At 65.3% G+C, this 19,356-nt stretch carries 20 protein-coding genes, 1 tRNA gene and 1 other RNA gene; 7 read left to right on the top strand and 15 right to left on the bottom strand.

The window, feature by feature from the left end:
* Positions 1 to 10 precede the first annotated feature (10 nt).
* Both HDC35_RS02800 and eno read right to left on the bottom strand, forming a co-directional pair.
* Positions 11 to 208: a hypothetical protein gene (locus HDC35_RS02800; protein ID WP_184643416.1), complete on the bottom strand. Its 198-nt coding sequence runs from the start codon at positions 206 to 208 to the stop codon at positions 11 to 13.
* 199 nt (positions 209 to 407) lie between these two features.
* Entirely contained in the window at positions 408 to 1,682 is a 1,275-nt protein-coding gene (gene eno / locus HDC35_RS02805; RefSeq protein WP_184643418.1) for a phosphopyruvate hydratase, read from the bottom strand.
* A 204-nt stretch (positions 1,683 to 1,886) separates the two neighbouring features.
* On the opposite strand from eno, the gene HDC35_RS02810 reads away from it, so the two are divergent.
* The 5 genes from HDC35_RS02810 (at position 1,887) to HDC35_RS02830 (ending at position 3,915) form a co-directional block, all read left to right on the top strand.
* On the top strand, positions 1,887 to 2,432 hold the full coding sequence (locus HDC35_RS02810; RefSeq protein WP_184643420.1) for a hypothetical protein: 546 nt from the start codon (positions 1,887 to 1,889) through the stop codon (positions 2,430 to 2,432).
* A gap of 7 nt (positions 2,433 to 2,439) precedes the next feature.
* Entirely contained in the window at positions 2,440 to 2,904 is a 465-nt protein-coding gene (locus HDC35_RS02815) for a phage holin family protein (protein ID WP_311770704.1), read from the top strand.
* Complete coding sequence (locus HDC35_RS02820) at positions 2,888 to 3,280, top strand: hypothetical protein (RefSeq protein ID WP_184643422.1); 393 nt, start codon at positions 2,888 to 2,890, stop codon at positions 3,278 to 3,280. Before HDC35_RS02815 ends, HDC35_RS02820 begins: the two co-directional genes overlap by 17 nt.
* The gene (locus tag HDC35_RS02825; RefSeq protein ID WP_260397465.1) at positions 3,261 to 3,620 is read left to right on the top strand and encodes a hypothetical protein; all 360 of its coding nucleotides are present in this window, start codon (positions 3,261 to 3,263) and stop codon (positions 3,618 to 3,620) included. Before HDC35_RS02820 ends, HDC35_RS02825 begins: the two co-directional genes overlap by 20 nt.
* Before the next feature lie 79 nt (positions 3,621 to 3,699).
* The gene (locus HDC35_RS02830; protein ID WP_184643424.1) at positions 3,700 to 3,915 is read left to right on the top strand and encodes a DUF4170 domain-containing protein; all 216 of its coding nucleotides are present in this window, start codon (positions 3,700 to 3,702) and stop codon (positions 3,913 to 3,915) included.
* A 30-nt stretch (positions 3,916 to 3,945) separates the two neighbouring features.
* Here HDC35_RS02830 and HDC35_RS02835 read toward each other — a convergent pair whose 3' ends face one another.
* From HDC35_RS02835 to HDC35_RS02845, 3 genes are all read right to left on the bottom strand, one after another.
* Positions 3,946 to 4,224, bottom strand: a complete 279-nt coding sequence (locus HDC35_RS02835; protein WP_184643426.1) for an ETC complex I subunit — start codon at positions 4,222 to 4,224, stop codon at positions 3,946 to 3,948.
* Positions 4,225 to 4,293: 69 nt separating this feature from the next.
* Entirely contained in the window at positions 4,294 to 6,759 is a 2,466-nt protein-coding gene (gene hrpB / locus HDC35_RS02840) for an ATP-dependent helicase HrpB (protein WP_184643428.1), read from the bottom strand.
* 25 nt (positions 6,760 to 6,784) lie between these two features.
* Positions 6,785 to 7,798: a polyprenyl synthetase family protein gene (locus HDC35_RS02845; protein WP_184643430.1), complete on the bottom strand. Its 1,014-nt coding sequence runs from the start codon at positions 7,796 to 7,798 to the stop codon at positions 6,785 to 6,787.
* 108 nt (positions 7,799 to 7,906) lie between these two features.
* On the opposite strand from HDC35_RS02845, the gene HDC35_RS02850 reads away from it, so the two are divergent.
* Together HDC35_RS02850 and HDC35_RS02855 are read left to right on the top strand one after the other, a co-directional pair.
* Entirely contained in the window at positions 7,907 to 8,194 is a 288-nt protein-coding gene (locus tag HDC35_RS02850) for a chorismate mutase (RefSeq protein ID WP_184643432.1), read from the top strand.
* Positions 8,191 to 8,886 carry a glutathione S-transferase N-terminal domain-containing protein gene (locus HDC35_RS02855; RefSeq protein WP_184643434.1) on the top strand — a complete coding sequence of 232 codons (696 nt, stop codon included), beginning with the start codon at positions 8,191 to 8,193 and terminating at the stop codon, positions 8,884 to 8,886. The genes HDC35_RS02850 and HDC35_RS02855 overlap by 4 nt, the downstream gene beginning before the upstream one ends.
* Positions 8,887 to 9,399: 513 nt before the next feature.
* On the opposite strand, the gene HDC35_RS02860 is transcribed toward HDC35_RS02855, so the two are convergent.
* From HDC35_RS02860 to HDC35_RS02905, 10 genes are all read right to left on the bottom strand, one after another.
* Positions 9,400 to 10,704, bottom strand: coding sequence for a sensor histidine kinase (locus HDC35_RS02860; protein WP_184643980.1), 1,305 nt, complete (start codon positions 10,702 to 10,704; stop codon positions 9,400 to 9,402).
* A gap of 103 nt (positions 10,705 to 10,807) precedes the next feature.
* On the bottom strand, positions 10,808 to 11,473 hold the full coding sequence (locus HDC35_RS02865; protein WP_184643436.1) for a response regulator transcription factor: 666 nt from the start codon (positions 11,471 to 11,473) through the stop codon (positions 10,808 to 10,810).
* 113 nt (positions 11,474 to 11,586) lie between these two features.
* Positions 11,587 to 11,895, bottom strand: coding sequence for a PepSY domain-containing protein (locus tag HDC35_RS02870; RefSeq protein ID WP_184643438.1), 309 nt, complete (start codon positions 11,893 to 11,895; stop codon positions 11,587 to 11,589).
* 87 nt (positions 11,896 to 11,982) lie between these two features.
* Positions 11,983 to 12,057: transfer RNA gene (locus HDC35_RS02875), tRNA-Val, on the bottom strand.
* Between the two features lie 184 nt (positions 12,058 to 12,241).
* A complete protein-coding gene (locus HDC35_RS02880; protein ID WP_037510426.1) occupies positions 12,242 to 12,514 on the bottom strand; it encodes an HU family DNA-binding protein in 273 nt (90 codons plus the stop codon).
* A gap of 173 nt (positions 12,515 to 12,687) precedes the next feature.
* Positions 12,688 to 15,084 (bottom strand): endopeptidase La, encoded by a 2,397-nt coding sequence (gene lon, locus HDC35_RS02885; protein ID WP_184643440.1) that lies wholly within the window; start codon positions 15,082 to 15,084, stop codon positions 12,688 to 12,690.
* A gap of 150 nt (positions 15,085 to 15,234) precedes the next feature.
* Entirely contained in the window at positions 15,235 to 15,570 is a 336-nt protein-coding gene (locus HDC35_RS02890; protein WP_058803723.1) for a YbaB/EbfC family nucleoid-associated protein, read from the bottom strand.
* The gene (locus HDC35_RS02895) at positions 15,567 to 17,300 is read right to left on the bottom strand and encodes a DNA polymerase III subunit gamma/tau (RefSeq protein ID WP_184643442.1); all 1,734 of its coding nucleotides are present in this window, start codon (positions 17,298 to 17,300) and stop codon (positions 15,567 to 15,569) included. Before HDC35_RS02895 ends, HDC35_RS02890 begins: the two co-directional genes overlap by 4 nt.
* A 43-nt stretch (positions 17,301 to 17,343) precedes the next feature.
* An RNA gene (gene ffs, locus HDC35_RS02900) (signal recognition particle sRNA small type) lies at positions 17,344 to 17,441 on the bottom strand.
* A 247-nt stretch (positions 17,442 to 17,688) separates the two neighbouring features.
* Entirely contained in the window at positions 17,689 to 19,344 is a 1,656-nt protein-coding gene (locus HDC35_RS02905) for a M20/M25/M40 family metallo-hydrolase (RefSeq protein WP_184643444.1), read from the bottom strand.
* Positions 19,345 to 19,356: the final 12 nt, after the last annotated feature.

Genomic DNA, 19,356 nt, shown 5'->3' on the forward strand with positions numbered 1-19,356 from the left:
AAGAAAGGAGTCAGCTCAGCTTCCACAACTGCGGCGCGGATTTGCTGAGCGAGCCGACCATGGTTGGCCCTTCCCACAATTCCATGTCGCAATCACCGGCATGGCCCTGGGCGATGACGAGCGCATAATCGGGCGTTTCCGCCCGAAAATCGATGCGGATCGGTTCACCCTCGCTCTCTTCCCTGAGCAATATGTGAAAGGCACGCATGGGGGGCTCCATCCTCGGCGCGAGTCGGTGCGATCCCGACTCACGGCAAAGGTTCGAATCGGCCGCCATGCAACGACGGGGACTACGGGAAGGAGCCGTATCATAAAGGCCGATCAGATGGTGAAACCGTAGTCGTCGCAGACGGCTTAGCAGACCTCGGTGTGCTCACCTAAGCAAATCGGCTATCACCTAACCTATGTTATGAGAAAATCGCCATTCCCGGATAGCGCGCCATGTCTCCCAATTCTTCTTCGATGCGGATCAACTGGTTATATTTGGCGAGCCGGTCGGAGCGCGCGAGGCTGCCCGTCTTGATCTGGCCGCAATTGGTCGCGACCGCAAGGTCGGCGATCGTCGAATCCTCGGTCTCGCCCGAGCGGTGCGACATCACCGCAGTGTAGCGCGCGCGGTGCGCCATATCGACCGCGTCGAGCGTTTCCGACAGCGTGCCGATCTGGTTGACCTTGACGAGCAGCGAGTTGGCGAGGCCGTCCTCGATCCCCTGCGACAGGCGCGCGGGGTTGGTGACGAACAGGTCGTCGCCGACGAGCTGGCATTTGTCGCCAACGAGATCGGTGAGCGCCTTCCAACCCGTAAAATCGTCTTCGCTCATCCCGTCTTCGATAGACTTGATCGGATAGTCGGCGACGAGCGCGGCGAGATATTCGGCCATCTGTTCGGGACTGAGCGAAAGCCCCTCGCCGCTGATCTCATATTTGCCATTCTTGAAAAATTCGGTCGCGGCGCAATCGAGCGCAAGCACGACGTCGGTGCCCAGCTTGAAGCCCGCCTGGTCGACCGAGGCGGCGATGAAGTCCAATGCGGCGCGCGTCGAGGCAAGGTTCGGCGCGAAGCCGCCCTCGTCGCCGACCGCGGTCGCGAGCCCCTTCGCCGACAGACCCTTCTTGAGCGTGTGGAAAATCTCGCTGCCCCAGCGGACAGCCTCGGCGATGCTGTCTGCGCCGACCGGCATGATCATGAATTCCTGCACGTCGATCGGATTGTCGGCATGTTCGCCGCCGTTGATGATATTCATCATCGGCACTGGCAAAGTGCGCGCCGAGACGCCACCGACGTAGCGATAGAGCGGCAGGCCGCGCGCGTCGGCGGCGGCCTTCGCGGCGGCGAGACTGACGCCGAGGATCGCATTGGCGCCAAGGCGGCTCTTGTTCGCGGTGCCGTCGAGGTCGATCATCGCCATGTCGATTTCGCGCTGGTCCTCGGCATCGAGGCCGATCAGCGCGTCGGCGATCTCGCCATTCACCGCCGCGACCGCCTTGGTCACGCCCTTGCCAAGATAACGCGCCTTGTCGCCGTCGCGCAGTTCGACGGCCTCGTGCGCGCCGGTCGATGCGCCCGAGGGAACCGCTGCGCGGCCAAAGCTGCCGTCCTCCAGCAACACATCGACTTCGACGGTCGGGTTGCCGCGGCTGTCCAGAATTTCGCGGCCGTGGATGTCGATGATGGCGGTCATGGGTGTCGTCCTGCTGGGGCGCCCCGAGTGGAGCAGGTTGGGAAAGCGCCCGCCTGTTATCGGCGGCATGCCGCTAGTGCAACTACGCATAGGAATTTTGCGGAGGGATGGAACCATTCGGCCCGCCTTGCTATATATTCTTGCAGGACCAAAAAAAGGATGCCCGCTCGCGCGGCGCCCGACACAAGAGAAGAGGACTAAACGATGGCCAAAGCCGCCACTCCCGCGACGAAAAAAGCCGCTGCTCCCCGTCCCAAGGCTCCCGCGAAGGCCGCCGCCACCAAGGCCGCGCCCGCCCGCAAGCCAGCCACTGTGAAGGCCGCCAAGGACCATCCGATCCGCGATCAGATCGCCGCGACGCGCGACACCATCAAGTCCGAAGCATCGAAGAAGGCCGCATCGCTGAAGGAAGAAGCAACCGCACTGAAAAATCAGGCGTCGACCAAGGCGCGCGACGCGGCGACCAAGGGCAAGGGCAAGGCCGCCGAAGCCGTGGGCAGCCTCGCCAAGCTGCTCGAGGACAGCGCCGGCACCGTCGACAGCAAGTTCGGCAAGCAATATGGCGATTATGCCCGCTCCGCGGCATCGACCGTCGCCGGGCTCGCGACGACGCTCGACAAGAAGGATCTCGACGAACTCGCCGCCTCGACCCGCGACATGGTGAAAAAGAACCCCGCGATCGCCGTCGGCGCCGCGACGGTGATCGGTTTCGTGCTCGCCCGCATGCTCAAGGGCAGCTCCAACGATTGACAAGGTCGTGGTTGCTCCCGATCCGAACATCCTGCCGCCGTCCGACGAGCGTGGTTTCGACCGCGTAAGCCACGGCTATGCGCCCGACGGGCGCCCCACGGCTCCGCCGCCCGTTCCGCTCGAAAAGATTGTCGGCGACGTCGTCGACAATCTCTCGGCAACGGCGAAAGCGGAAATTGCGTTACTCGAAGCACGCACCGAGTTGGCGCTGCACGGCGCGTCGTGGACGGCGGGTTGGGGTGCGGTGGCCGCTTCGGCTTTGGGCATCGCGATGCTGGCGCTCGCCTTCGGCGCGATCCTCGCGCTCGCGCCGCATGTGGGGCCGTCGGTCGCGACCTTGATCGTCGTCGCAATATTGCTTGCCGTCGCCGGCTTTGCCGGATGGCGCGCGCAGAAAAGCTACGGCGACATCCGTACCGCGCTTCGCCGCGACCTGACCGATGAAGGGATCGACGATGCCGCGGACGCGTAATCGCCTGATCGCCGCCGCGCGCCGGTCGATGCTCCAGCGCGCCGAACTGCACCGGCGGCTTCATACCGCACGCGCGGCGCTCAAACCCGGGGCGTTGCTCGATCGCGGCAAATATCGCGTCGGCGAGAAGGTCGACGATGCCGTACATGCGGTTCAGGAACAGTTCCGCACCAACAAGCTGCCGATCGCCCTCGCTGCGGCGGCGGGCATCGCATGGCTGCTGCGCGAACCGATCAAGCAACATGCGCCAAAGCTGGCGCGCAGGATTCAGGATTTGGCGGCCGATGTCGCCGATCATTTTCGCGCCCCCAACGCGGCGGCGGACGAAGATGGAATCGAACCTCTGGAGGAAGAAGATGATGAAGCCGTTCGGTGAAACCGCCCGCGAAACGCGTGCGAAAGCGAGTGAACTTGCAGAGAAAACCGCCGAAAATGCCCGACTGACCGCCGAAGCGGCCAAGGCACGCATCCAGGACGGCTATGGCCGCGCCCGCGCCGCGACCAATGACCTTGCCGCAAAGGCGAGCGAGCAAGCGGGCGTCGCACGCGAAGCGGCCGGCGAAGCCTATCAAAAGGGCAAGGCGCAGGCGAAGCGCGCAAACAGCAAGCTGAAGGACGCCGCCGAGAAGCAGCCGCTGGCGCTCGTCGCGGGCGCCGTCGCGATCGGCGCACTGCTCGGTTCGCTCATTCCGAAGGGCCGCAAACCCGAGGAGTGAGCTGACTTGCCGTAACGGCGAAGCGCTGCTAGGGGCGCGCATCCTCCCCTTCCCGTGCTAAGCCGCAAGGAAAGCAGCCATGAGCAAATTGCATCTCGTGTTCGGTGGACGCGTCGCCGACCCGCAGGGTCTCGACTTCGTCGATCTCGCCAATCTCGACGTCGTCGGCCTGTATCCCGACTATAAATCGGCCGAAAAGGCCTGGCGCAGCGCCGCGCAGCGCACGGTCGACGACGCTGAAATGAAATATGTCGTCGTCCACCTGCACAAGTTGCTGCAGCCCGACGCGCAATGATGAAGCCCTTCGCGGGGCGACCTTTGGAAACTACCTGAAATTGTCGGCGTAGGCCTGGATCTTCAGGCGGCGTTCGGGGGTCGGCATGATCTCGACGTCGATGCCGTTGCGTTCGGCATAGGCGACCGCCTCTTCGCGGCTCGCAAAACCCAGCCGCAGCTGGCGCTGCGTGTCGCCGCTGCCCGCCCAGCCCATCAGCGGATCGGCTTTGCGCGCTTCGGCGGGGGCGAATTCGAGCATCCAGCGCTGCGTTCCGGCGCGCCCCGACTGCATCGCATTCTTGGGCTTCTGGAAAATACGCGCTTTCATCGGGGTCGTCCTGTTCAACCGGGGCCTGAGCCGCCGCCTTAGCGCCAAGCAAGCCCCACGAAAAGAGGCCTATTGCGCATCCCGGCGCGCCTGCGCGGCTTTTGTCATCAGGGTCGGCCGCGCATTCGCCGGATCGTCGGGCCAGCTATGCTTGGGATAGCGCCCGCGCATCTCGCGCGCGACATCGTGCCAGCTGCCGCTCCAGAAGGAGACCAGATCGCGCGTCGTCTGGATCGGCCGGTGTGCGGGCGACGTCAGCGCGAGGATCAGCGGCACCGGCGGATCGCCGACCACCGGATGCCGCGCGAGCCCGAACAATTCCTGCACCCGCACGCTGACCGTCGGCCCGCCGTCGGCGCCATAGTCGATCGGATGGCGGCTGCCCACGGGCGCAAGATAATCCGCAGGCGCATATTTTTCGAGCAACTGCCGCGCCGGCCAGTCGAGCATCGCCATCAGCGCGTCGGCGAGCTTGCGATCGCCGATATCGCGCAGCCCGCGACAGCCCGAAAGCAAGGGTTCGAGCCAGATTTCGAGGCTGTCGCCGAGCGCGTTCGTCGACAGCGCATCGAGCCCGGCAAAGGAGGCGCGCTGGCGCAGCGCCTGCGACACCGGACCCCAGCCGATGAGGCCCAGCCCCTTGTCGCGCACTGCAGCCATACGCACCGCGACATCGTCCTCGGCATTCTCGCGCCGCGCGCCCTGTCCGCTCGCCAATGCAATCGCGCCGAGCCGCCGTTCGCGGCGGTGGTCGACGCGGTCGTTGGCGCTGTCATAGCTGCTTGCGGAATGCGCGACGATGCGATTGGCGAACAGCAGCTCCACCTCGGCCTGATCGATCGAAGCGGCGGCCAGAATGCGCACTCCGGCGGCATGGCCCTGCGCGTCGGCGATCGCGAGCCATTCGTGCCCGGCGAGCGGATCGACCGGGTCGATGCGATAGGCGCGGCCGCCGACGCTCAGATATTCGCCGCGCTGTCCCGCGCGCGCGCGCGCGACGCGATCGGGCCAGGCGGTCGCGATCCACCCGCCGATCGACCGCGACGGCACGGCGTCGGTCTGCGCCGCCAGCTTCTCGCCGACCTTCGCCAGCCGCTGCGCGAGCCTCCCGGCGCCCTCCGAGCGTTCATTACGCTGGCCGCGCCAACGCGCCAGCCGCGCCTCGACATCGACCCCGCGCCCCCCGAGCCCCGGTTCTGTCAATAGCGCCGCGAGCCGTCCCGCCATCTCGGCCTCGCCCGCGCGGGCGGCATCGAGCAGCATGTGCGCGAGCGGTACCGGCAGCGGGATCGCCGCCAGCGCCTTGCCGTGCGGCGTGATGCGGCCATCGTCATTCAGCGCGCCGATCGCCTGCAAGCGCGATTTGGCTTCCGAAATCGCGGCAGGCGATGGCGGGTCGAGCCAGCCCAGCTGGCGCGGATCGACAATACCCCAGCTCGCGCAGTCGAGCACGACGGGCATCAGGTCGTTTTCGTGGATCTCGGGCGGGTCGAAGGGCGGCATGCCCGCGGTCGCGGCGGCTTCCCACAAGCGGTAAGCCACACCCGGCCCCTGCCGCGCCGCGCGGCCCGCGCGCTGCGTCGCGGAGGCCTGGCTCGCGCGTTCGGTGACGAGCCGCGCGATCCCCGCCGCTCGGTCGAAACGCGGGCGGCGCGACAGGCCGGCGTCGATCACGATGCGGACGCCGTCGATCGTCAGGCTGGTTTCGGCGATGCTCGTCGCGAGGATCAGCTTGCGCCGCCCCTCCGCGTCGCGAACGAGCGCCTTGCGCTGCAGCGCCGGGTCGATCTGGCCGTGCAAGCGGTGGACGGCGAGCGGGAGCCGCGCATCCTCGACCGCCGTCGCCGCCCGCTCGATGTCGGCGGCGCCGGGCAGGAAAGCGAGCATGTCTCCCTCCGCTTCGTCGGCTAGTGCCTGCCGAACCGCCGCGAGCACCGACGCTTCGAGCCGGTCCTCGGCGCGGCGGCCAACATGGCGCAGTTCGAGTGGCCAGATCTTGCCCTCGCTCCGAACCACTGGGGCGTTGCCGAGAAGCGCGCCGAAACGCGCGCCGTCGAGCGTCGCCGACATCGCGACAAGGCGGATGTCGTCGCGCAGTCCCTGCTGCGCATCGATCGCGAGCGCCAGCGCGAAATCGCCGTCGAGGCTGCGTTCATGGACCTCGTCGAACAGCACCGCCGACACGCCCGCAAGTTCGGGATCGCCAAGGATGCGGTTGCGAAACAGGCCCGGTGTCATCACCAGCAGCCGCGTCGCCGCCGACTGCTTGCTATCGAGCCGCGTCGCATAGCCGACGCGCCCGCCGACCGTTTCGCCCATTTCCTCTGCGATGCGTTCCGCCGCTGCGCGGGCGGCAAGCCGGCGCGGCGACAGCAGCCAGACCGCGCCCGTACACCAAGGCTGGTCGAGCAGCGCGGGCGCGACGCGCGTCGTCTTGCCGGCGCCCGGCGGCGCGACGACGACGGCGTTGGGTTTGAGCACCAGCGCCGCCATGATATCGGGCAGCGTGGCATCGATAGGCAGCGAAACGGTCATCGGATCGCTTCTGTCCCCGGGACGCTCAATAGGCGCGCGCGACGGCGAAGGCGACTGCTTCGGTCAGCGCCGATTTCGCCTGGCTTGCAGGAAAGCCGCCGATCGCATCGACCGCGCGCTGCCCATAATGACGCGCACGCGCCAGCGTGTCGTCGATCGTGTCATGCTTGCGAAGCAGCGATGTCGCATAGACCAGATCCTCGTCGGAGGTCTTGTGCCCGGTGATCGCCAGCTTCCAGAACTCGCGCTCGTCGGCGTTGCCGCGCGCATAGGCAAGGATCACCGGCAGCGTGACCTTGCCGTCGCGAAAATCGTCGCCGACGCCCTTGCCCATGGTTTCGGCGTCGGACACATAATCGATCGCATCGTCGACGAGCTGGAAGGCGATGCCCAGATTGCGGCCATAGGCGTCGAGCGCGGCTTCGGTCGCGTCGTCGCGCTCGGCAACGACCGCCGCGATCTTGCACGCCGCGGCGAACAGTTCGGCGGTCTTGGCGTTGATGATCGTCAGATACTGGTCTTCGCTCGTTTCGATACGGCGCTGCGCAGAAAGCTGGTTGACCTCACCCTCTGCAATCACCGCCGATGCGCGCGACAGGATCTTGAGCACTTTCAGCGAACCATCCTCGACCATCACCTCGAACGCGCGGCTGAACAGGAAATCGCCGACCAGTACGGAGGCGCTGTTGCCCCAGATGACGTTCGCGGTCTTGCGGCCGCGGCGGAGGCCCGATTTGTCGACGACATCGTCATGAAGCAGCGTCGCGGTGTGGATGAACTCGACCGCCGCGGCGAGCTTGCAATGGCGGCGGCCCGGATAATCGAGCAGCTTGCCACAGGCGAGCGTGAGCATCGGTCGCATCCGCTTGCCGCCCCCCGCGATCAGATGCCCAGCAAGTTCGGGGATCAGCGGCACTTCGGATTGCATGCGGTCGAGGATGACCGAATTCACCTCGTTCATATCGGCGGCGACGAGCGCCATCATCGGGTCGAGCGAGGGCGGCCGATCGCCGTGGAGCAGGTGGATTTCCGCAGTCATAACGCGGCGACCCTTGGCGCCGCGGTCACGATTTTGCAACGACTTTCGGCTTGCCAGCAGACCCCCGGCGGTGCCAAGCGTGCCGGGCATAAGAGGAGCCGCGCACCCATGGACGACCAGCTGAGCCGTTACCGCCAAAGCATCGACAATATCGACGCGGCGCTCGTCTATATGCTCGCCGAACGGTTCAAGGTGACCAAGGCGGTCGGCGAACTCAAGGCGCGCGAGGGCCTGCCCCCCGCCGATCCCGGCCGCGAGGAGCGCCAGATCGAGCGGCTGCGCAGCCTGGCCCGCGACGCCGATCTCGATCCCGATTTCACCGAGAAATTCCTGCGCTTCATCATCGAGGAAGTGATCCGCCATCACCAGCAGGCCAAGCGGGAGCAGGACGCATGACCCCCGACCATCCGATTTTCGCTCGCTGGCCGGCGCAGCACCCCGACCGCATCCAGCTTTTTTCGGCGCCGACGCCGAATGGAGTGAAAGCGGGTATCATGCTCGAGGAAACCGGGCTTGCCTACGAACCGCATCGGATCGACATCATGGCAAACGAAAGCCATGACCCGGCCTTCCTCGCGCTCAACCCCAATGGCAAGATTCCAGCGATCTACGACCCGGCAGGGCCGAACGGAACGCCGCTTGCGCTCTTCGAATCGGGCGCGATCCTGATCTATCTTGCCGACAAGAGCGGGCGGTTCCTTTCGACCGATCCGAACCTGCGGCACGAGACGATCCAGTGGGTAATGTGGCAGATGGCCGGCGTCGGCCCGATGTTCGGCCAGCTCGGCTTCTTCCACAAATTTTCCGGGCGCGACTATGAGGACAAGCGCCCGCGCGACCGATACGCGGCCGAGTCCGCGCGGCTGCTCGGCGTGCTCGACGCGCGGCTGGAGAGCCGCGAATGGGTGATGGGTACCGACTACAGCATCGCCGACATTTCGCTGCTCGGCTGGGTCCGCAATCTGATCGGCTTCTACGACGCGGCGGAAATTGTCGGCTTCGACCGGTTCGGCCATGTGCAGGCCTGGCTGGAGCGCGGGCTGGCGAGGCCCGGCGTGCAGCGCGGGTTGGAAGTAACTGCGGCGTGATCCCGAGCGCAGCCGGTTTCGACCGATTGCAGTCCTTAATCCTCCCTGTAGCGAAGCCATCGGAAGGTGGCCGCGCGAAGCGCTGACGGAGGGGCCATGGGGCGACGTTACGGCCCCTCCACCCCGCCCTTCGGGCGGGCGCCCCCTTCCCCATCGCTTCGCGACAGCGAGGACGTTCGTTCCTCGTCACCCCGGACTTGATCCGGGGTCCATGACCGCCAGCGCTGCAGTGGATCCCGGATCAAGTCCGGGATGACGAATGTCTGGAATCCACCCCAATGCGGGCGCCTGCAAAATGCCCTTTCCTACAATATCCGGCTATGCCAGCCTTCATCCCGGTTCTTTCATACGGTAGATAAAAGCGGTTTCTCGCTCGTTTGCGCAGGGGATCGCGGCCGGGCGCGTCCCGCATCCCTACGGCGTCAAACCGGGCGGCGCACAAGGCTGACTTTTACTGACCTTTGGACAATGTCACAGGCGGCGACGGCTCTGCACGCCAAAGCCGACCGCGCGCTATCCCGTCGGCAACCTCAGCCGCACCAGCAACCCGCCCAGATCCTCGCTCTCTTCGAGCGTGACGCTGCCACCGTAAATCTCTGCCACGTCGCGTACGATCGCAAGGCCGAGGCCGGTTCCCGGCTTGCCGCTGTCGAGCCGGACGCCGCGGTCGATCACGCGGCCGCGGTCGGCGGGCAAGATGCCGGGGCCGTCGTCCTCGACGACGATCTCGGCCATTGCGTCGCTCTCCTGAACAGTGACGAAGACGCTGCCGCCGCCATATTTGGCGGCATTTTCGAGCAAATTGCCGATCAACTCGTCAAGGTCCTGCCGCTCGACCCGCGCGACGAGCGTCTTGTCGCCGTCGGCGTCGAGCCGGACGTTCGGATAGAGCGCGGCCACCGCGCGCGACACGCTGCCGACGCTGTCCCACACGACTGCGCGCGCCTGCGCCGCGCCGCGCCGCCCGACGGCGCGCGCGCGGGCGAGATGGTGGTCGACCTGCCGCTGCATCGTCGCCGCCTCGCGCCGCACGGTTTCGGCGAGGTCGGAGTCGGAGCTCGTCGCGCTGTTGACGAGCACGGTAAGCGGCGTCTTCAGCGCATGCGCCAGATTGCCGGCATGGAGCCGCGCCTCTTCCGCCTGTTTCTCGTTATGCGCTAGCAGCGCGTTGAGTTCGTCGACCATCGGCTGCACCTCGAGCGGCAGCGGCGCATCGACGCGGCGGTTCTGTCCCCCGCGCATCGCCGCGATCGCGCGGCGGATATGGCGCAGCGGCCAAAGGCCGTAAAAGGTCTGGAGCGCGGCGAGGATGATAAGGCCGAGGCCAAGCAGGGCAAGGCTGGGGACTAGCGTCGAGCGGACCGCCCCGACCTGGATATCCAGCGCCTCACGCGACTGCGCGATCTGATACCGCCAGTTAGTCTTGCTGCCGGGCAGGATGACGTTGCGTTCGAGCACGCGCAATTCCTCGTCGGGAAACTGGGTGCTGTCATAGGTGTGGATCTGATTGTCGATATGCGGCGCCGGCGCCTTCAGCGTGCGTTCCCACAGCGAACGCGAGCGATAGGGTTCCTGATTCCCGCCGCTGATTTGCCAATAGAGGCCGCTATAGGGTTCGAGGAAACGCTGGTCGCCGAGCGGTTCGATCAACCGCACCTCGCCGTCGGGGCCAATTTCGGACGAGCGGATCATGGCGATCAACACATATTCGAGGCTCGAATCGAAGTTACGCGTGATCGCGCCCGTCAGCACCCGGTCGAGCGCGAAGCCGCCGCCGATCAGCAGCACAGAGATCCACAGCGCCGCAATCGCGATCATGCGGCGCGCAAGCGAACCGGTGATGCGGCTGGTCGGCGCCGCCGGTTTTTCCGCCGCATCCGGGCCCGCAACGACCGCCGGGGCGACGTCGGCTTCGGCCATCTTATCCCTGCGGATCGTCGAGCTGGTAGCCGAGCCCGCGGATCGTGGTGATAATGTCGGCGCCCAGCTTCTTGCGGATGCGCGTCACAAACACTTCGATCGTGTTCGAATCGCGATCGAAATCCTGATCGTAGATATGTTCGATCAATTCGGTGCGCGACACGACCTTGCCCTTGTGATGGAGCAGATAGGACAGCAGCTTATATTCTTGCGCAGTCAGCTTGACCGGCGAACCGGCCAGCGTCACCCGGCCCGAACGCGTGTCGAGCCGGACATCGCCCGCGACCAGCTCGCTCGACGCATTGCCCGCGGCGCGACGGATCAGCGCGCGAAGCCGTGCGATCAGTTCCTCGGTCTGGAACGGCTTGGCAAGATAGTCGTCGGCGCCGGCATCGAGCCCCGCCACCTTGTCCGACCAGCTATCGCGCGCAGTGAGGACGAGTACCGGAAAATTGCGCTTTTCGCGGCGCCAGCGGTCGAGCACCGTCAGCCCGTCGATTTCGGGCAGCCCCAAGTCGAGGATCGCGGCATCGTAATTTTCGGTCGAACCCAGGAAATGGCCGTCCTCGCCATCGGTCGCAAGGTCCACGGCATAGCCGGCACCTTCGAGCGTGGCCTTGAGCTGCGGACCCAGCGTGGGTTCGTCTTCGACAATCAAAATCCGCATTCAGGCGCCTTTCCGTCGCGCGCCGGGCAGCCCGGCCGCATGTTTAGACTGTGTATCAAGTCCGGACGATCATCGCAAAAGCTCGTTGCGACGAACCGCCGGCGACCAATATGTCAGGGTTTACGTCCGAGAATCCGGCCGGTGCGGGCATCGACATAGACGACGACGACCTGGCTGCCATCCATGAATTTGAACGCATAGATCATCCGGCCGGCGTCGAACTGCGGCCCGCCCAAATAGGTCATGCCGCTATAGGGTGCGCGCGATTTGACGTCGGCGATCAGCTTGTTCAGCGGGATCACCTGCCCCTGCGCCGCCGCTTCGCGCAGATGGTTCTGGTCGCGGTCTCCGCGCGCGACCGCAGGCGCGCCGGCGGAAAGCATCAGCGCGGAAACGAGGGAAAGGGTCAGCGTTCGGATCATGGCCGTTTCTTTAATGCGAAGGCATTGAATAGGCGATGAATGACCGGGTCAGCCCCGGTACTGGTTGCGGACATGGCCCGGAAGCCATGGTGGGCGCGACAGGGATTGAACCTGTGACCCCACCCGTGTGAAGGGTGTGCTCTACCGCTGAGCTACGCGCCCGTCCGGTCAGCGGGCGAAAGCCCGTTGTCCGGAAGCCGGACGTCCATAACCGCTGGCGCGGCGAATGCAACGCCCATTTGCCCGAAAATTCGCCTATCAGAGGCCGCTTGACGGACTCCAACGCAAATCGGGCCGCAGCTTGCGCCACGGCCCGAAATGTTTTTACCAAAAGGCGCGGGCCAACTTAGTTGACGGCGTCCTTGAGGGCCTTGCCGGCCTTGAACTTCGGCTGGTTCGACGCCGCGATGGTCATCGTTTCGCCGGTGCGCGGGTTGCGACCGGTCGACGCCTTGCGCTTGCTGACCGCGAACGTCCCGAAGCCGACGAGACGGACTTCGCCGCCCTTCTTCAGCGAACCGGTGATCGCGTCGAACACGGCCTCGACGGCCTTGCTCGCGTCACCCTTGGTCAGGCCGCTCGAGTCAGCGACGGCGGCGATCAGGTCTTGTTTGTTCATGCCTAAGGAACCCCTGCATTATGGTTGGTTAAAATGATTCTCATGGCCCGAAGCCATGGCGCGCCACTAACGATGTTTAACCCCGGCTTGTCAAAGCAAAAAAGGGCGCAAAACGCCCCGAAACGTCGATTTTGCGACGAATTTGGGGCGAATTACCGTCCAACTGCCCCAACTCAGTGCCGAATCGCCGTCTCGGAATCGCTGGCCGACGCGATCGGCGGCGACGCGGCAAGCTCGTCGGCCTCGGTCCATTCGATCGGCTCTACCGGCGACACGAGCGCTTCGGCCAGCACCTGGTCGACGTGGCTGACCGGGATGATCTTCAGTCCGCTCGTGATATTTGCCGGGATTTCAACGAGGTCCTTTTCATTTTCCTCCGGGATCAGCACCGTCTTGATGCCGCCGCGCAGCGCCGCAAGCAGCTTTTCCTTGAGGCCGCCGATAGCCAGCACGCGCCCGCGCAGCGTGACTTCGCCCGTCATCGCAACATCGCGGCGCACCGCGATGCCGGTCAGCGTCGAGATCATCGCGGTGACCATGCCGACACCCGCCGACGGGCCGTCCTTAGGCACCGCGCCTTCGGGCAAGTGGATGTGGATATCCTTGCGTGCGAACAGGCTGGGCTTGATACCATAAGCCGGTGCGCGCGCCTTCACGAACGATAGCGCCGCCTGAACCGACTCAGTCATCACTTCGCCAAGCTTGCCGGTGGTGCGCACCTGCCCCTTGCCCGATGCGGTGACCGCCTCGATCGTCAGCAATTCGCCCCCCACCTCGGTCCACGCCAGCCCGGTGACCGCGCCGACCTGGTCTTCGAGGTCGCCCATGCCGTGACGATATTTGCGCACACCCGCAAATTCGGAGAGGTTTTCGGGCGTCACGGTGACGCTCGTCGCCTTGCCTTCGAGGATGCGGCGCAGCGCCTTGCGGGCGAGGCGCGCGATCTCGCGTTCGAGCGTGCGGACACCGGCCTCGCGGGTGTAGTAACGGATGAGGTCGCGCAGCCCCTCTTCGGTCAGCTCGAATTCGCCGGCTTTCAGGCCGTGCGCCTCAACCTGCTTGGCGATCAGGTGGAGCTTGGCGATCTCGACCTTTTCGTCCTCTGTATAGCCTTCGAGCCGGATGATCTCCATGCGATCGAGCAAGGGCTGCGGCAGGTTCAGCGAGTTGGCGGTGGTCACGAACATCACGTCGCTGAGGTCGACGTCAACCTCCAGATAATGGTCCTGGAACTTGCCATTCTGTTCGGGGTCGAGAACCTCGAGCAAAGCCGACGCCGGATCGCCGCGAAAATCCTGACCGAGCTTGTCGATCTCGTCGAGCAGGAAAAGCGGGTTCATCGTGCCGGCCTTTTTCAGGTTGGTCACGATCTTGCCCGGCAGCGAGCCGATATAGGTGCGGCGGTGGCCGCGAATTTCGGCCTCATCGCGCACACCGCCCAGCGACTGGCGCACGAATTCGCGGCCGGTGGCCTTGGCTATGCTGCGGCCGAGCGACGTCTTGCCGACGCCCGGAGGGCCGACGAGACAGAGGATCGGGCCCTTCAGCTTGTTGGTACGCGCCTGCACCGCCAGATATTCGACGATCCGGTCCTTGACCTTTTCGAGCGCATAATGGTCGTCGTCGAGGATCGCCTGTGCCTTCGCGATGTCCTTCTTGAGCTTCGACTTCTTGCCCCACGGCAGGCCGATCAGCGTGTCTAGATAGTTGCGCACGACGGTCGCCTCGGCCGACATCGGCGCCATCGCGCGGAGCTTCTTCAATTCGGCGTTTGCCTTCGCCTTGGCTTCTTTCGACATTTTCAGGGTGTCGATCTTGAGCTGCAGTTCGGCAAGGTCGTCGCCGCCCTCGCCATTATCGTTGCCGAGCTCGCGCTGGATCGCCTTCAACTGCTCGTTCAGATAATATTCGCGCTGGCTCTTTTCCATCTGGCGCTTCACGCGGCCGCGGATCTTCTTTTCGACCTGCAGCACGCCGAGTTCGCCTTCCATGAAGGCGAACACCATTTCGAGCCGCTTCGACGGCGCATCCTCAACGAGCAAAGCCTGCTTGTCCGAGACCTTGATGTTGAGATTGCCGGCCACCGAATCGGCTAGGCGCGAGGCGTCTTCGATCTGCGACAGCTGCACCGCGGTTTCGGCGGGCATCTTCTTGTTGAGCTTGGCGTAATTTTCGAACTGGTCGACGACCGATCGCATCAGCGCCGCGGTATCGACGCTGTCGTCGACGGTATCGGCGACCGGCTTCACATTCGCCATGACCGCCTTGTCTTCGCTCGTCAGTCCAAGCAGTTTCGCGCGTTCCTTGCCTTCGACGAGCACGCGGACCGTCCCGTCGGGCAGCTTCAACAGCTGGAGCACGGTGGCGATCACGCCCACGTCATAAAGGTCGTCGCGCTGCGGATCATCCTCACCGGGGTCGAGCTGCGCTACGAGGAAGATTTCCTTGTCGCTTTCCATCGCGGCTTCGAGCGCGGCGACCGAGCGGTCGCGGCCGACGAACAGCGGCACGATCATGTGCGGGAAAACGACTATGTCACGCAGCGGAAGAAGGGGATAAGATTGCGTCATTACGGCTCCTGGACGGGCCCGCGACCGGGCGCACCGCCCTTCTTATAGGTGGTTCAATGCTAATATGGCGTAACTTGCGTCACGTTCAATGTAGGAGTGCTGAACGGACGACGCTCCGCCCTGTCGCAAAGCAAGGGAGCGGATTTTCAATCAGAACGGCAGCTTGAAGCCGGGAGGGAGCGGCAGGCCGCTCGTCATCTTGCCCATTTCCTCGTTGCTTGCCGCATCGGCCTTTTCGCGCGCGTCGTTGAACGCGGCTGCGAGCAAATCCTCGAGCATCTGCTTGTCGGCAGGGACAATCAGGCTGTCGTCGATGTGGATCGCCTTGATCCGGCCCTTGGCAGTCGCGGTAATCTTGACCAGGCCGCCGCCCGAGACGCCCTCGACCTCGACACTGTCGAGCTTCGCTTGCGCCTCCTGCATCTGGGCCTGCACGGTGGCGGCGGCTTCCTGCGCCGCCTTCATCATTTCTTCGATCGATTTCATGGGTTCGACCTATGGCGATTGTCGTCGTCTTCGACAAGCCTCGCGTCGGGAAAAGCGGCCAGAGCGGCTTTTACGACGGGCAATTCGCGGATCCGCGCATCATTGTCGTCAAGCTTTGCCTGCCGAACCTGCCCCAGGCTAGGCCGCGCCTCGCCCTCACCCACCCGCACCTGCCAGCGGCTGCCGGTCTGGCTCAGCAGCGCCTCGCCGAGACGTCGCGAAAAATCGCCGTCGAGCGCAGGAACCGGCGCATAGACGAGCAACCCCGGTTCGAGCTGGACCAGCTTGATATCGTCGTAAACTTGCCGCGCAAGCTGATGATTTCCGGAAGTTTCGAGAAGCTGGTGAATCTGCGCGATCGTCAACGCCGACGCCTGCGCCTCGGCAGCCGGCGTCTCCGCGGCCGCCTCCGCGGGCGACGCCAGCGCGGCATTGCCCTGTGCCAGGGAGGCCGCCGGCGCCGCAAGGGGCGCCGTTGGCAGGCCGCCCTTTTCGATCAGCTTCGCGAGTTCGCCCGGATCCGGCATCGATGCCGCATAGATCACGCGCAGCAGCAGCATTTCGAGATGTTCGAGCGGATTGTTCGCGCGCAGCACCTCGTCCTGCCCCTTGAGCAGGAGCTGCCACAGGCGGTTGAGCGGCGCGAAACCCAGCTTTTGCGCCCAGTCGCCGATGCGTTCGCGGTCCGACGCGGCAAGCGCCGGGTCGTCGTGGCGCGAAACCTTGGCAAGCGTGATCGCGTGCGTGAGGTCCATCAATCCGCGCACCATCGCGACGGGTTCGATCCCGAGCGCATATTGCGTGCGGGCAAGGTCGATCGCGCCGCCCGCGTCGCCGCCCAGGATCGTTGCCATCAATTGGGCGATCGAAGTCCGGTCGGACAGCCCGAGCATGGTGCGGACCTGGTCGGCGCTGATCTTGCCGCCGTCCCCCGCTCCTCCGGCTTCGAGATCGGCATGCGCGATCGCCTGGTCGAGGATCGAGAGGCCGTCGCGGACCGATCCCTCTGCGGCGCCCGCGATCAGCCAGATCGCCGGCGCTTCGGCGTCAACGCCCTCCTTTTGCAGGATCGCACTGAAATGGGCGAACAGCATGTCGGGCGTGATGCGGCGAAGGTCGAAACGCTGGCAGCGCGACAATACCGTCACCGGCACCTTGTTGACCTCGGTCGTCGCGAACAGGAATTTGACGTGCGGTGGCGGCTCTTCGAGCGTTTTCAGGAGCGCATTGAAGGCGTTGCGCGACAACATATGCACTTCGTCGATGATATAGATCTTGTAGCGCGCCGAAACGGCGGCATAGCGCACCGCCTCGATGATCTCGCGCACATCGTCGACGCCGGTGTTCGAGGCGGCGTCCATCTCGATTACATCGATATGGCGCCCCTCGGTGATCGCACGGCACGGCTCGCACACGCCGCACGGGTCGATTGTCGGGCCGCCCTGCCCGTCGGGACCGATGCAGTTCAATGCCTTGGCAATCAGGCGCGCGGTCGAGGTCTTGCCGACCCCGCGCACGCCGGTCATCAGAAACGCATGCGCCAGCCGGTCACGCGCGATCGCATTGCCGAGCGTTTTAACCATCGCGTCCTGGCCGATCAGTTCGGCAAAGGTCTGAGGGCGATATTTGCGCGCAAGGACCCGATAGGGCCCCGATGATGCCGGGGGCGCCGGCGCCTCGGGCAAATCCATTCCCAGCATGGGGGTGTCGTCGTCGGCGGAATCGTCCATGGCCCCGTCTTAGGGGGCGGCGCCGGTCTTGTCGAAGGGGGAAATGGGTGGGAGCCGGAACGACCCGCAGCGAATTCGTTGCGGCTGCTTCCTTCCGGACCTGACCGGGTTGGCGAAGACTGCGTCCGCCCGACTCCCGCGGCGCATATGGCGGCAGACGCGCTCAAATGCAAGATCGGCTAGGTCGACGGGGGTTATGTCGGCTTTGGGGTGATGAGCTGCGCCCTCGTGAACCCCGGCGAAAGGTGTCCGGCGGCACGTGACTCCGTCACGGCCCAGTGCGGCAACCTGTTGCGTTCGTATCGGAATTCTGCGCCCCGGTTTTCGCCGGGGTGCACAATCTCTATCGGCACCCTCCGCTCGCTTCCTGCCATTGGCCGATCACGCCCTATTCCCGCGCTGCGGCGCTGGCGTCGCGGATCGCCTTGAACTCGCTGCCGGGTTTCCATTCGGGCCAGCGGGCCGAGCGCGCGAGTTCGTCGCCGAGGCGATAGAACAGGTCGATATCCTGCACCGCGCCGTCCAGGTTCCAGCTTTCGTCCCACGCGTCGCACGCCTGATGATAGCATTTGCCCGTATAGGCATCGACCCACGCCTGTCCCGCGGGCTTGCCCCCTTCGACAAGGTCGGAGGCGCCCGCGATGCCCATCATCAGGAGGACGGGAACGCCGCGCTTGGCGAGGCTAAAATGATCGGCGCGGAAGAAGAGGCCGCGTTCGGGGAGGCTTTCGACGCTGACGGTGCGCCCCTGTGCCCTGGCGACGCGCACAAGGTCGTCTTCGAGCGTGCCCTGCCCCTTGCCGACCAGGACGACATCCTTGGCACGGCCGGCGGTCTGGAGAATGTCGAGACCGAAGTTGGCGACGGTCTTTTCGGCAGGGAAGATGGGGTTCGCCGCATAGGCTTCGGAGCCCAACAGCCCGCGCTCCTCAGCGGTCCAGAAGGCAAAGGCAATCGTACGGTCGGGCGCGGGCGCGGCCTTGAACAGCCGCGCGATCTCGAACAATCCGGCGACGCCGAGCGCGTCGTCGTTGGCGCCGGCGCGGTAGATGCGCCCCTTTTCATCCGGCGCGCCCTCGCCATAGGCATCCCAGTGCGCGCCATATATCACCGCCTCGTCGGGGCGTTTGGCGCCGGGGATTTTGGCAAGCACATTCTGGCTCTGCACGACGTCGTGCGTCACTGGGATCGCAGCGCTGAAGCTTGTGCCGAGGTCGATGGGCCGGAAATCCTCGCGCCGCGCAGCGACGCGCAGCTTTGCCAGATCCTGTCCGGCGTTCGCGAACAGGCGGGTCGCGGTTTCACCGGAAATCCAGCCCTGCAGCGCCAGGCTCGTCACCTGCTCGGGCGGTTTGACGAGGCCGTAGTTTTCGCCGGCAGGGCTGTTGACCACGTTCCAGCCATAGCCGACCCCGTCGGCGTCATGGACGATCAGCGCGCCCACCGCGCCGCGGCGCGCGGCTTCCTCGAACTTGTAGGTCCAGCGGCCATAATAGGTCATCGTCCGGCCGCCGAACTTGCCGAACGCGTCCTCGCCGCGTGCCGCTAGGAAATCGGGATCGTTGATCAGGAAGACCGCGACCTTGCCCTTCAAATCCTGTCCCTTGAAATCGTCCCAGCCGCGTTCGGGCGCTGTGACGCCGTAGCCGACGAAGACCAGCGGCGCCTTGTCGATCACCGCGCGGTCCTTTGGCTGAAGCGTCGAGACATAGATGTCGGTGCCTAACGCGAGCGGGGTCGCGCTGCCCCCGCGGTCGAACGCGAGCATCGTCGGCGTACCGACGCGCGTGCGGAGCAAGGGCACGGGCTGAGTCCAGCCGCCGTCGATGCCCGCGGGTTCGAGCCCGAGCGCCTGAAGCCGGCCGATCAGATAGCCGATCGTGCGATCCTCGCCGGCGGTCCCCGGCGCGCGGCCCTGAAACTGGTCCGATGCAAGGGTGCGGACGGTTTGTTCGAGATTGGCGGCATCGATAGCCGGTTGCGCCGCGACAGGCGCGACAGCAGTGGCGGCGAACAGGAGGGTGGCGGCGAGATGGCGGGACATGGGGGACTTTCC

Source organism: Sphingopyxis sp. JAI128 (assembly GCF_014207235.1).
Classification (GTDB): Bacteria; Pseudomonadota; Alphaproteobacteria; order Sphingomonadales; family Sphingomonadaceae; genus Sphingopyxis.

Excerpts from the sequence above, each read along its gene's own strand:
- HDC35_RS02800 (WP_184643416.1), bottom strand. The coding sequence starts at position 208 with ATGCGTGCCTTTCACATATTGCTCAGGGAAGAGAGCGAGGGTGAACCG.
- eno (WP_184643418.1), bottom strand. The coding sequence starts at position 1,682 with ATGACCGCCATCATCGACATCCACGGCCGCGAAATTCTGGACAGCCGC.
- HDC35_RS02810 (WP_184643420.1), top strand. The coding sequence starts at position 1,887 with ATGGCCAAAGCCGCCACTCCCGCGACGAAAAAAGCCGCTGCTCCCCGT.
- HDC35_RS02820 (WP_184643422.1), top strand. The coding sequence starts at position 2,888 with ATGCCGCGGACGCGTAATCGCCTGATCGCCGCCGCGCGCCGGTCGATG.
- HDC35_RS02825 (WP_260397465.1), top strand. The coding sequence starts at position 3,261 with ATGATGAAGCCGTTCGGTGAAACCGCCCGCGAAACGCGTGCGAAAGCG.
- HDC35_RS02830 (WP_184643424.1), top strand. The coding sequence starts at position 3,700 with ATGAGCAAATTGCATCTCGTGTTCGGTGGACGCGTCGCCGACCCGCAG.
- HDC35_RS02835 (WP_184643426.1), bottom strand. The coding sequence starts at position 4,224 with ATGAAAGCGCGTATTTTCCAGAAGCCCAAGAATGCGATGCAGTCGGGG.
- hrpB (WP_184643428.1), bottom strand. The coding sequence starts at position 6,759 with ATGACCGTTTCGCTGCCTATCGATGCCACGCTGCCCGATATCATGGCG.
- HDC35_RS02845 (WP_184643430.1), bottom strand. The coding sequence starts at position 7,798 with ATGACTGCGGAAATCCACCTGCTCCACGGCGATCGGCCGCCCTCGCTC.
- HDC35_RS02850 (WP_184643432.1), top strand. The coding sequence starts at position 7,907 with ATGGACGACCAGCTGAGCCGTTACCGCCAAAGCATCGACAATATCGAC.
- HDC35_RS02855 (WP_184643434.1), top strand. The coding sequence starts at position 8,191 with ATGACCCCCGACCATCCGATTTTCGCTCGCTGGCCGGCGCAGCACCCC.
- HDC35_RS02860 (WP_184643980.1), bottom strand. The coding sequence starts at position 10,704 with ATGATCGCGATTGCGGCGCTGTGGATCTCTGTGCTGCTGATCGGCGGC.
- HDC35_RS02865 (WP_184643436.1), bottom strand. The coding sequence starts at position 11,473 with ATGCGGATTTTGATTGTCGAAGACGAACCCACGCTGGGTCCGCAGCTC.
- HDC35_RS02870 (WP_184643438.1), bottom strand. The coding sequence starts at position 11,895 with ATGATCCGAACGCTGACCCTTTCCCTCGTTTCCGCGCTGATGCTTTCC.
- HDC35_RS02880 (WP_037510426.1), bottom strand. The coding sequence starts at position 12,514 with ATGAACAAACAAGACCTGATCGCCGCCGTCGCTGACTCGAGCGGCCTG.
- lon (WP_184643440.1), bottom strand. The coding sequence starts at position 15,084 with ATGACGCAATCTTATCCCCTTCTTCCGCTGCGTGACATAGTCGTTTTC.
- HDC35_RS02890 (WP_058803723.1), bottom strand. The coding sequence starts at position 15,570 with ATGAAATCGATCGAAGAAATGATGAAGGCGGCGCAGGAAGCCGCCGCC.
- HDC35_RS02895 (WP_184643442.1), bottom strand. The coding sequence starts at position 17,300 with ATGGACGATTCCGCCGACGACGACACCCCCATGCTGGGAATGGATTTG.
- HDC35_RS02905 (WP_184643444.1), bottom strand. The coding sequence starts at position 19,344 with ATGTCCCGCCATCTCGCCGCCACCCTCCTGTTCGCCGCCACTGCTGTC.